This is a genomic window from Xenorhabdus bovienii SS-2004 (assembly GCF_000027225.1).
GTDB lineage: Bacteria > Pseudomonadota > Gammaproteobacteria > Enterobacterales > Enterobacteriaceae > Xenorhabdus > Xenorhabdus bovienii_C.
In genome coordinates, this window is record NC_013892.1 from 3403787 (window position 1) to 3415971 (window position 12185).

11 protein-coding genes are annotated in these 12185 nt (G+C 42.3%); 6 read left to right on the plus strand and 5 right to left on the minus strand.

Features of this window, described 5'->3' with window-relative positions; translation table 11 throughout:
• Window positions 1-821: 821 nt before the first annotated feature.
• The 3 genes from leuA (at window position 822) to mutH (ending at window position 5065) form a co-directional block, all read left to right on the plus strand.
• Complete coding sequence (leuA, locus tag XBJ1_RS14940) at window positions 822-2414, plus strand: 2-isopropylmalate synthase (protein WP_012989833.1); 1593 nt, start codon at window positions 822-824, stop codon at window positions 2412-2414.
• Window positions 2415-2416: 2 nt separating this feature from the next.
• On the plus strand, window positions 2417-3538 hold the full coding sequence (leuB, locus tag XBJ1_RS14945; protein WP_012989834.1) for a 3-isopropylmalate dehydrogenase: 1122 nt from the start codon (window positions 2417-2419) through the stop codon (window positions 3536-3538).
• 846 nt (window positions 3539-4384) lie between these two features.
• Entirely contained in the window at window positions 4385-5065 is a 681-nt protein-coding gene (gene mutH, locus XBJ1_RS14950) for a DNA mismatch repair endonuclease MutH (RefSeq protein WP_012989835.1), read from the plus strand.
• A 53-nt stretch (window positions 5066-5118) separates the two neighbouring features.
• Here the strand turns inward: mutH and XBJ1_RS14955 are convergent, their stop codons facing one another.
• Both XBJ1_RS14955 and XBJ1_RS14960 read right to left on the minus strand, forming a co-directional pair.
• Window positions 5119-5547, minus strand: a complete 429-nt coding sequence (locus tag XBJ1_RS14955; protein WP_012989836.1) for a hypothetical protein — start codon at window positions 5545-5547, stop codon at window positions 5119-5121.
• Between the two features lie 248 nt (window positions 5548-5795).
• Complete coding sequence (locus tag XBJ1_RS14960; protein WP_080515974.1) at window positions 5796-6044, minus strand: peptide deformylase; 249 nt, start codon at window positions 6042-6044, stop codon at window positions 5796-5798.
• Window positions 6045-6082: 38 nt separating this feature from the next.
• On the opposite strand from XBJ1_RS14960, the gene XBJ1_RS14965 reads away from it, so the two are divergent.
• A complete protein-coding gene (locus XBJ1_RS14965) occupies window positions 6083-7120 on the plus strand; it encodes an IS630 family transposase (RefSeq protein WP_041573280.1) in 1038 nt (345 codons plus the stop codon).
• Here the strand turns inward: XBJ1_RS14965 and XBJ1_RS14970 are convergent.
• From XBJ1_RS14970 to XBJ1_RS14980, 3 genes are all read right to left on the minus strand, one after another.
• Window positions 7117-7407 carry a peptide deformylase gene (locus XBJ1_RS14970; protein WP_012989838.1) on the minus strand — a complete coding sequence of 97 codons (291 nt, stop codon included), beginning with the start codon at window positions 7405-7407 and terminating at the stop codon, window positions 7117-7119. The genes XBJ1_RS14965 and XBJ1_RS14970 overlap by 4 nt on opposite strands.
• Window positions 7408-7605: 198 nt before the next feature.
• Window positions 7606-8766, minus strand: a complete 1161-nt coding sequence (locus tag XBJ1_RS14975; protein ID WP_012989839.1) for a trans-sulfuration enzyme family protein — start codon at window positions 8764-8766, stop codon at window positions 7606-7608.
• 18 nt (window positions 8767-8784) lie between these two features.
• Window positions 8785-10155, minus strand: a complete 1371-nt coding sequence (locus XBJ1_RS14980) for a pyridoxal-phosphate dependent enzyme (protein WP_012989840.1) — start codon at window positions 10153-10155, stop codon at window positions 8785-8787.
• 312 nt (window positions 10156-10467) lie between these two features.
• Between XBJ1_RS14980 and XBJ1_RS14985 the strand changes: the two genes are divergently transcribed.
• Both XBJ1_RS14985 and XBJ1_RS14990 read left to right on the plus strand, forming a co-directional pair.
• Window positions 10468-11379 carry a lipase family protein gene (locus tag XBJ1_RS14985; protein WP_012989842.1) on the plus strand — a complete coding sequence of 304 codons (912 nt, stop codon included), beginning with the start codon at window positions 10468-10470 and terminating at the stop codon, window positions 11377-11379.
• Between the two features lie 100 nt (window positions 11380-11479).
• On the plus strand, window positions 11480-11938 hold the full coding sequence (locus tag XBJ1_RS14990; RefSeq protein ID WP_012989843.1) for a hypothetical protein: 459 nt from the start codon (window positions 11480-11482) through the stop codon (window positions 11936-11938).
• Window positions 11939-12185: the final 247 nt, after the last annotated feature.

Consider the following 12185-nt stretch of genomic DNA (forward strand, 5'->3'; position numbering starts at 1 on the left):
TAAATATGCATAACCAATGCATTCTTATTTATACGACGTTAATATTCTTATAAGCATGAATATTAATTTTTTATGTATGAATAGAAATAACTCGAATTACATTAGTCACTTACGCGTAAAAATTCGCAACCAATAATGTCAGAGTGACGAGTAGAAACAATTCATAATAAAATAATGGTGTTCCTTCTATCTATCAGAAAAATTATCAGGCTATATTAACCAAAAATCAGATCTTCCAATATATTTAGGTACATCTTATTAATATTCTATATGGTTATGTTTTCTTAACCTAGAAACACTGCGGTGAACATCCATCTCATCCCTGTCTGTTAATCCATCAGTGAACATCTGCACAAAACAACTGTATAAAACAACTGTATAAAATAACAGATACCCTATTTATTATCCATTAGAGCCGAATTTTACTTCATATATAGATACAAATAATAGATAAAAACATTGCTAAAAATGTAAAAAATAGTCACCAAAACTAAAAGTAGTTCGGTAAATGACCAAAGGTGAGTATCATTCACTCTTGATTCATATTTGTTCCGCTTGACATTGTTTTGAAGATAACGTATCAATAAAAGTCCTTAGGTCGTCATACTCGATTAACAGATTTATAAAGGTTAGCTTACATGATTCACACTATTCGCCTACTAAACCGACTACTCATCGCCTTTAATGTGCGCGGTATGCTGGTAGGGGAAAGACAGAGTTAACCTCCATCAGATGTGAAAAAAACCGCGCTGGGCGCGGTTTTTTTATACCGGCTCGGCGCTCAAGAATCAAACACAATAATTTATTGATAGGAGCACAACATGAGCCAGCAAGTTATTATCTTCGATACCACACTGCGTGATGGCGAACAGGCATTACAAGCTAGCCTGAGTGTAAAAGAAAAACTACAAATCGCTTATGCACTGGAAAGACTCGGGGTAGATATCATTGAGGCGGGGTTCCCCGTTTCTTCCCCGGGAGATTTTGAGTCGGTTCAAACCATCGCCCGTGAGATCAAAAACAGCCGCATCTGTGCATTATCCCGTTGTGTTGATAATGATATTGATGTTGCCGCCGAATCCCTGAAAGTCGCAGAAGCCTTCCGCCTGCACCTGTTTTTGGCGACCTCTAGCCTGCACGTCGAACATAAATTGAAAAAAGAATTTGACGATGTTGTCGAAATGGCCGTTCGTTCCATCAAACGTGCTCGCAGATACACCGACGATATTGAATTTTCCTGCGAAGATGCCGGCCGTTCGAATATCGACAGCTTATGTCACATTGTTGAACAGGCAATCAAAGCGGGCGCAACCACCATTAATATTCCCGATACCGTTGGCTATACCACGCCTTATCAATTTGGCGGCATTATCCAGAATTTATTTGACCGAGTCCCCAATATTGATAAAGCGATTATTTCTGTCCATTGCCATGATGACTTGGGTATGTCCGTGGCAAACTCGATTACAGCGGTTCAGGCCGGAGCCCGTCAGATCGAAGGCACCATCAACGGCTTAGGGGAACGCGCGGGAAACTGTTCGCTGGAAGAAGTGATCATGGCAATCAAAACTCGCCAACAAATATTAGACGTTCACACTAATATCAACCACAAGGAAATTTACCGCACCTGCCAATTGGTCAGCCAGATCTGTAATACCCCAATTCCGGCCAATAAAGCGGTTGTCGGCAGTAATGCTTTTGCCCACTCATCAGGCATTCATCAGGATGGCGTCCTGAAAAACCGCGAAACTTACGAAATCATGACGCCGGAATCCATCGGACTGAAAGATACCCAATTGAACCTGACCTCTCGCTCTGGCCGTGCAGCCGTGAAACACCGAATGTCTGAGATGGGCTATCAGGAGCAGGATTATAATCTGGATACCCTGTATAAAGCTTTCCTGCGTCTGGCAGACAAAAAAGGTCAGGTGTTTGATTACGATCTGGAAGCACTGGTATTCATCAATCAGCAACAACAAGAGAATGAATATTACCGTCTGGATTATTTCAGCACCCAGTCCGGTACCCACATCGTACCAACGGCAACCGTGCGTCTGGCCTGCGGGGATGAAATCAAATCTGAAGCCGCTACAGGCAATGGGACTGTTGATGCTATCTATCAAGCTATCAACCGCATTACCGGGTATTCACTCGAACTGATCTCCTATCAGTTGTCCGGCAAAGGACATGGGAAAGATGCTCTCGGTCAGGTCAATATTATCGTGGAACATTCTGGACGCCGTTTCCACGGAATGGGATTGGAAACAGATATCATTGAATCCTCTGCCAAAGCCATGATCCCTATTCTGAATAGCATCTGGCAGGCAGAACAGGTCGAAAAAGAAAAGCAGCGCATACAAAGCAATACCTCCCAAAATAATTTCCCTAATAACGATACAAAGGAAACTGCATAACCATGACAACTCCCCCTACTATACACAAACAAGACTCTGGCAGTTATCACATTGCGGTTTTGCCTGGTGACGGTATTGGCCCCGAAGTCATGAGACAAGCCTATAAAGTATTGGATGCAATCCGCCAGCGTTTTAACCTCCACATAACAACCAGCGAATATGACATAGGGGGCATTGCGATTGATCGTCATGGTTGCCCGTTGCCTCAAACAACCATCGCCGGTTGCGAAAAAGCCGATGCACTCCTATTTGGTTCCGTTGGCGGCCCCAAATGGGAACATTTGCCCCCCGCAGAACAACCAGAACGTGGTGCGCTGCTACCACTGCGCAAACACTTCAAACTGTTCAGCAATTTACGCCCGGCGCGCTTATATGCGGGTTTGGAATCTTTTTGCCCACTTCGCCAAGATATCGCGGAGAGAGGTTTTGACATTTTATGCGTTCGTGAACTGACGGGTGGCATCTATTTTGGTCAACCCAAGGGACGGGAAGGGAAAGGAAAATATGAGCGGGCTTTTGATACCGAAATCTACCATCGTTTCGAGATAGAGCGGATCGCCCGTATCGCTTTTGAATCTGCCCGTAAGCGTCGTCATAAGGTCACATCAATTGATAAAGCGAACGTTTTACAGAGCTCCGTACTGTGGCGTGAAGTCGTCAGCGAAGTCGCAAGAGCGTACTCTGATGTTGAAATCCAGCACATGTATATTGACAACGCCACCATGCAATTGATCAAAAATCCGGCTCAGTTCGATGTCCTGCTATGCTCCAATATTTTTGGTGATATTTTATCCGATGAATGCGCCATGATCACGGGTTCAATGGGGATGTTACCTTCCGCCAGCCTGAATGAAAAAGGGTTTGGCTTATATGAGCCAGCGGGCGGATCAGCGCCTGACATTGCAGGCAAAAACATTGCCAACCCCATCGCCCAGATTTTATCTACCGCATTGTTACTGCGTTACAGTTTTGAGCGTGATGATGCTGCAAACGCCATTGAACACGCCATTAACCATGCACTGGAGCAAGGCTATCGAACAACAGATTTAGCAGGTAATGACAAAGCAGTCAGTACGGATGAAATGGGCGATATCATTGCACGTTATATTGCCGAAGAAATTTAAGGCACCAACATTTTACGCCACTGTATGGTAAATAGATTCGATAACATCGGGCAGGCATTACAGCATCAACCTACATTTCTGTGTTGAAAGCCGACACTATCTACCTATACCGAGTAGGATGAGGGGCCATCATTCCATCCTACTATGAAATACCTTTGTTAAAAAAATGCAGGTGCGGCGTAGTATGAGGGGAGTAAAAATGAACACGTTCAGAGGGTTTGATTTTAAAACTGCGTGGTTACCCCCCTGCAAGGATAATTCACAGAAAAAGCTAAAGTTATAAACATTTTTAGTCTGGCGCCCACTATTTTATTCACTTTTTCTGTGGATATGTATGTGAAAAAGACAGGGGTAAGACGGGTATATTTTTCTTTCATATTTTATAATGCGTCATAAACTTAAATAAATATTTATTATTTTTCATTATCTTAATGCATTTTATTCTCTTTTTTACAAGCGATATCAGTCATCATAATGACCTATTCTGTTCACACTGAGCAAATATCAATCAATGATGATTTTATCCACAGGATATGCCTTTTAGTTAAGCAAAAATCGTCTGTTTTTGTAGAAAACAGGGGTTAACAGAGCTGTAAATCAAACCAGTGATCTCAATTTTTATCACTTATCCCAGAAATCTGTGGATAACATAGTGTAAGATCCTGTTTATTATCGCTGGGAATAGGTGAACAATCATAACAAGACTATTTTTAATACGGTAAACACCAATTAAAAAATCTTGTATATCATGCTATTATCAAGGTAATCATCATAATGATAAGTTCATAATGATTATCCATAATCATACCGAACATTTTTTAACCATAAAAAATATATGCGATAAACATGTACTTTACACCGCCCAGTCCACCTGAAAATGAACAACAACTACTCGAACGAGCTAATGCTCTGGCTGGTTTATCAATGGGTGAGCTGGCTGCGCAGGCCAATCTGCCCATTCCTCCCGATCTAAAACGGGATAAAGGTTGGGTTGGCATGTTGCTTGAGTATTATTTGGGCGCAAGTGCAGGCAGCAAGCCAGAACAAGATTTCGAACATATTGGCATTGAACTAAAAACCATCCCTGTAGATAAGAAAGGCTCACCATTGGAAACAACTTTTGTCTGCGTTGCACCTTTAACGGGCAATAGTGGCATTAGATGGGAAAATTGCCACGTCAGGCGTAAATTATCCCGTGTCCTGTGGATACCTGTTGAAGGGGAAAGGGCAATCTCACTTGCTGAACGCCGTGTCGGTTCACCACTGCTCTGGAGCCCCGATCCGATTGAAGAAGAGCTATTGCGACGTGATTGGGAAGAATTAATGGATTTGATCGTATTGGGCAAAGTTGAGAATATCACCGCACGCCATGGGGAAGTATTGCAATTACGCCCCAAAGCCGCCAATAGCCGAGCGTTGACAGAAGCTATTGGAGAATTTGGTCAACCCATTATGACACTTCCACGCGGTTTTTATTTGAAAAAAAACTTCACAGCTCCCTTGCTGGCTCGTCATTTTTTCTTATGAAAACAATGCATGTATCATGCCCGTTTTTGATGAACATTCGCCCATTGCCTAATTCATGATATTGATGTAATAGCCTGATTGCATTGCTTCGCTTGCAGTGTGAAGTGAAATTTAGTGTTATCTACTCTATCTACTTCCAAATTCAACAAGGCTCCCGGCGATATTTTCACTTCGGTAATGTCAACAAGCCCAGATACCGGATGATAACTAAGATAGAAAGTGCCAACCAACGGATAACTGCCATTGTCCGTTTTTTTGATATAAATAGAGCATGTAAGTTGGTTACTACAAGCCGTTGATGGAATATATTCATATTCCATTTCACTTCCACGCTTACTTGAGAAAACCTGCGCGTTATTGATCCCTTCAGCATCAAGTATCATCAAATAGGCGCCAACCTTAGCGTCAGTTGTATCTATCAAATTCAAACTGATAGTAAAATTGGGTTGCCGATAAAATGCAATATTACTTTTTCCAGCCACAATTATTTCCTCATTTATACTATTAGCGATAAATTAAATTATATAAACATTTATCACAATAATTTAAAACGGCACAAGACGCCGTACTCAAACCCGCATAATTATTATTTATAAATAAATTTGTATCTTTTTTATTTTTATTTATTATTAATGATTTAAATAATGCTGATATATAAAATTAAAACATTGAGTTAAGGAATAATATTACCATGAAACGACTGGTGATATTTTCCTTTCCCGTTATATAGCTAACTTGTCTTATTACTCAAAAATTTCTTTACTTTTTTCAGCGCCATTTGTCTTTTCAAGGGTGATAAATAATCAATAAAAACAATGCCATTCAAATGATCAATTTCATGTTGCATAACAATCGATAGAAAATCTTCACTTTCCACCACCATAGCCTTGCCATGACGATCCAATGCTTCCACTTTCACTTTTTCAAACCTTTCTACATCCGCGTAATATCCCGGTATATACCCGTCGTCATTGAAGATGCTTGATTTTTCATTTGTATCAGATCATGATTGCGCCCATGAAAATTAATCTAACAGATGCCCAAAAAGACGCCCTCGAATTGATGCATGATACGACTCGCGATGGACGAGTACGTGACCGCATCAAGGCCGTGCTTTTGGCCTCAGAAGGCTGGACTGCCCAGATGATTGCTCAGGCTTTGCGGATCCATGAAAGTACGGTGAGCCGCCATCTGAAAGATTACTTCTCTGAGGAAAAACTCGCCCCTGAAAATGGGGGCTCTGAAAGCCGTTTGTCTGCCGAACAAACAACAGAATTAGTTGAGTATCTGATGGCAAATTTGATGCACACTACCGCACAAATTGTGGCCTATGTTCGGGCACGATGGCAGGTGACTTTCACTGTCGCAGGAATGACGAAATGGCTTCACCGTCAAGGTTTCAGCTACAAGAAGCCAATGGGTGCTCCGCATAAATTTGATGCGGATAAACAGCAACAGTTTATTGAAACCTACAACGCGCTGAAAGAAGAATGTGGCCAGAATGCGCCTATTTTATTTATTGATGCGGTTCACCCGACCCTGTCCACAAAATTAAGTTATGGCTGGATGAAGAGCGGGCGGAAGCACGTCAAAGTGGTTGAAACCACAGGCAGTCGTACTCGACTCAACATCATGGGTGCCCTTAATTTACAACGGATTGAAGAGACTATTGTTCGTGAATATCCGACGATTAACGCGAAAAATGTCGTCCTTTTTTTCGGCTCAATCCGGGAAACCTATCCACTTTCGCAAAAAATCCACATTATTCTGGATGGTGCGGGTTATCACCGTTCCGGAGTCGTCCAATTTTTTGCCGAGGTTTTGAATATTGAGTTGCACTACCTGCCGCCTTACAGCCCTAATCTCAACCCGATTGAGCGATTATGGAAGTATGTGAATGAGCAGGTACGAAACAATGTCTATTTTCCGGATACCAAAACATTCCGTGAAACGCTGCGCCACTTTTTTCATGTCACATTGCCAGAAAAAGCGAAAGAACTCACCACTCGGTTGACTGATAACTTCCAGATTTTAAAACCCGCATCTTCAAGTTAATTGCGTATAGACAGACATCCTTCTTGATTCACGACCCGACGCTCTTTTTCAACAATCTTGGGATTGACTAACACCATTGGCTGATCCCGATTAGGTGAGATATCAATGATCAGAACGGCTTCTTTTCGGCCAACCTGCGGTGCAGCCAAGCCAATGCCATTATCTGTGTCATACATTGTATCCAACATGTCATCAATCAGTGTTTGTATTTCATCAACATGCGTGACATCAATACATTTTTGTCTCAATCTTTCATCAGGGATCGTGAGTATATTTAAAATTGCCATAACACATCATCCTCTTTTCACTGGGTATCTGACGTCAGTTTTTTTGCCTTATTCAGCAGGAATAATACCTTATCCTCAAGTGGATATTTAGGGATAATTTACAGCAGAAGGCAATAAGACAATCGCTAAAAAAGAGCAGCACAGAATGCCAACCGAAGGATAACGGCTGGCATTCTGTTTTTCATTATCTTATTTTTGTTACAGACTGGCTTTTTCTAGCGCCTGAGCAAAATCGGCAATCAAATCTTCTGAATTTTCAATACCGACTGAAATACGGATCAATTGGGGTGTAATACCTGATGCCAGACGTTTTTCCAGTGGAATCGAAGCATGGGTCATCGTAAATGGCTGGCCAATCAAACTTTCTACTCCGCCAAGACTTTCTGCCAGCGTAAATAATTTCAGTTCCTTAATCACTCGGCGTATATAGTCATCATCGCCTTTCAATACCACGGAAATCATGCCACCAAAACCCTGCATCTGACGTTTTGCTAATTCATGCTGAGGATGGGAAGCCAGACCCGGATAAAATACTTTCTCTATTTGAGGTTGCTGCTCCAGCCAATGTGCAATCTTCTCTGCATTATCGATATGGCGCTCCATACGCAGTGCCAACGTCCGTATACCACGCAGGACAAGAAAACTGCTGAAAGGATCGAGAATGCCACCAATGGAGTTTTGCAGGAAAGCAACCTGTTCCGCCAGTTCAGCATTGCTTCCCACCACGGCAAGACCCGCGACAACATCAGAATGACCATTCAGATATTTGGTTGCTGAGTGAACAACAATGTCAAAACCTAAATCAAGAGGGCGCTGGATATAGGGAGATGCAAAAGTATTGTCCGCTACGCTGATAATCTTATGACGCTGGGCGATCTGAGCAATGGCAGCCAGATCAGCCAGTTTCAGCAGTGGATTGGTTGGTGTCTCCACCCAAATCATTTTTGTATCAGGCTCAATGGCGGCTTCCAGTGCAGCAGTATTCCCCGCTTCAACATACGTAACACGCAGGCCAGCCGTCCGGCGACGGACTTTTTCCAATAACCGGTAAGTCCCGCCATACAGATCATCTACGGCAATAATGTGACTGTCTTTATCCAGTAGCTCTAAAATAGTAGAGCTGGCGGCCAGCCCTGAACCAAAAGCATAGCCACGCGTACCGTTTTCCAATTCAGCAATAGCACTCTCCAGGGCATCGCGGGTTGGGTTACCACTGCGAGAGTACTCATAGCCTGTATGCTGGCCGGGAGCAGGTTGTGCATAAGTGGAAGTGGCATAAATTGCGGGCATGACAGCGCCGGTATGATCGGGGACATAGCCTGCATGAACGCTTTTTGTATCAAACTTAGTTGTAGTCATTAAATTATTCCTGAGAAATCAATTGAGTTGTTGGCGCCATGCATTCAGCACGTCAGTACGGGTAACGAGACCCAGAAAACGATTGTTATCATCCACAATCAAAGCCACATGACCCGCATCAAAAGTTGCAGTCAACTGCTCCAGTGGAGCCTTTTTATTGAGGGTATTAACTTGACCCGTCATTGCCTTGCTGACTGGCAAAGAAAAATTATTAGAATCTGAGTGAATGGCATGCATTAAATCCCATTCATCAATGATGCCCACAACCTGTTCATTTTCGAGCACAGGCAACTGTGAAATGTCATACAGGCGCATTCGGCCATGAGCGATTTGCAAAGTATCCTGCGGCGAAACTGAAACTGTTGCACCCTCCCGATAACGATAGGTAATGTAATCACTCAAATCATTCTCTTGTGGCTGTGAACGTAACCCTTGCTCCAATAACCAGTAATCATTAAACATCTTAGACAGATATTTGTTACCACTGTCACAGGCTAACGTCACCACCCGTTTTGGCGTCTTCTGGGCGCGGCAATAACGTAGAGCGGCGGCCAGTAAAGTTCCCGAAGATGAACCCGCCAGAATGCCCTCTTGCAGGAGCAAATCTCTGGCGCTGGAAAAGGCTTCTGCATCAGTAATCCGATAGGCATTCTGAACTTGAGAAAAATCCCCGAGCGGCGGGATAAAGTCTTCACCAATACCTTCCACAAACCAACTTCCGGCTTCATCGTAACGGCCGTACTCAACATAATCTGCCAGAATTGACCCTTTCGGATCAGCGAGAACAAATTCTGTATCGGGAGAGACTTCTCTGAAGTATTGACTCAAACCGCCAAGCGTACCGCCAGAACCTACACCAACCACCACAGCATCCACGTTATGCTCCATCTGTTGCCAGATTTCGGGGCCTGTCGTCGTGGCATGAGCCAGTGAATTAGAGGAATTGTTGAACTGATCGATATAATAGGCACCACTGATTTCCTTCGACAAACGCAGCGCGTAGTCCTGATAATACTCAGGATGCCCTTTGCCAACATCAGAACGGGTCAGACGTACATCCGTTCCCAATGCCCGCAAGTGATAAATTTTTTCCCGGCTCATCTTATCAGGCACAACCAGAATCAGTTTATAGCCTTTCATGGCAGCGACCAGCGCCAGCCCGATACCGGTATTACCGGCCGTCGCTTCAATGATGGTTCCACCTGGCTGCAACAATCCCTGTTTTTCAGCCTTTTCAATCATTGAAAGAGCCACTCGGTCTTTAATAGAGCCCCCCGGATTTTGGTTCTCCAACTTGATAAACAACTGGCATGGGCCAGTATCCAGATGGGTCAGCTCCAGTAGCGGAGTATTGCCAATCAGTTCAAGAACCGAACGTGGTACAGCCATATTAGCCTCTTGATAATCATTGATATTTGCAAATTAAAACTTTCAGATTGGTAAAGAATAACGCCGCATGACAATGGATTTAAAAGAACAAATAAAAACTATATATAACAAAATGTGATTAATTCTATATTAATAGATAGATCGTTATTTTTACTAAATACTCGGCCAACCCGATAAAAAGGGTATCTCTTTAACATCAATAGATCATCAATAGCGCTCTGAAACTCCACACTACACGCCCAAATTCTCCACAATTTCTTCAAGATGAAATATCATATTTCTACTTTTTCTATAATATAGAGGAGATATGTTATGTATACGCATACTGAAGCAGCAAAACTGGCATCATTAATCATGTATGCATATGATATGAATGAAAAATATTACAATAATCCCACTCCCCCTGCTGATCCACGTATCAAAGAGGATGGATGGAATCTTATCGCTTATATTTCTGGAGATGACACTTCTTTCTCAGTAGAAAAAAAAATGTTGTTCACATTGCCGCAGAGTATCTGTTACGGATATATTGCAGAGAAGAAGAATGCCCCGGGAGAGTACGTCATTATATTCCGAGGAACGGATGACACAAACCTTCTGGAGGATCTCCATAATATCATTGCCATTTTTACATCGCCTTGGTCTAGTGCTCCAGAACGGAAAGTAAGCCGCGGTTTTTATAGCGTTTACGACTCACTGAAACTCATTGCGTTTAATTCTGAATGTGATTATAGCCAACTCAAACTGGCCAATGCGATTACTCAAATCATAGGTATAAACGGCCAATTCACAATACTTGCTCATAGTCTTGGAGCCGCCATCGCTTCTTATTTGATGTGTGATATCGCTTTTTTAGCCCCCAATCATTCTGCCTGTTTGTTTGCTTGTCCGAGACCCGGAAATAATGAATTTGTTGAATATGTTGATAATAATTTTAGCCACTATGAAGTATTCAACTATGCAAAAGATATCGTTCCCAATTTACCGCCTGATTTGCCGGTACTTAATATTTCTCAGCAATGGGACTACGAATACAAATCACTACCTAATATCACCCTCCTTAACCCTCCGGAAGCGCTGAACATAGCCGACAGCATAGGTTGCAACCACTATTTAACCAGCTATATTGCTATATTGGATCCGGATGAATTCACCAGAGTTACAACAGATAATGATGCAGTACAGGGAGAAGTCAATAGTCATTGCGTACATACGAATAAATAACCAGATAAACAAATTGATATCATTGAGGTTAACTTGATTTTTTCTCTAACCACTGCAATACCTATTTCATGTTAGGAATTCACTCAATAGGAGAATAAAAATGAAATGGCGTAGTTACACATACGGAGCGATGTTACTGGCGGGTAGCCTGTTTAGCTCTGCCTTATGGGCGAAAGGCGAAGCGCACCTGTTATTCCACATGGGGTTGGGAGCCAATGGCAAATTCTTTGTAGGGGGCACGCTAGAAAATAAAGGCAATAAACCTGTAGCAGGCGGCTATCTGGCGGTTTTACCTCTGAATACCAAATGTGAACCTCAGGCTCCGGCAGTACAATCATTTGAATCACTGGCGCCGGGAGAGAAAAAAGAATTCCGTATCCCCGTAAATACCCAACTAAGTGGCTATCGCCTGATTGGTTTTGGTGCTTATGATGATATGGGTTTTACCCTCCCTACTGTGGATGAAACAGCAAAAGTGATTAAAGACCGAGAGTCCAATGAACGTAAAGCCTGTCAGTTAGCCCGTAAATCTGAAAAAACTGCGGTCAAAAAACAATAATATTACGTTTTATTTAATGAGTTGCTCTTTAGAAACTATCGATTAATTATCAGTCTTATTAAAGACTCCATGCTCAGTTATTATTTTAAAGGATGGTTTATGATTTAAATAAGCCATCCTTTTTGTAAACCTTAATACTCATCTTCAATATTTATACACAAATAAATATCCAAAAAAACGAGGATATAATAGCTTAATGATTTTCCGTGTTTATCCGTAATAACGCAAAACCATCCCAACCTTTTTC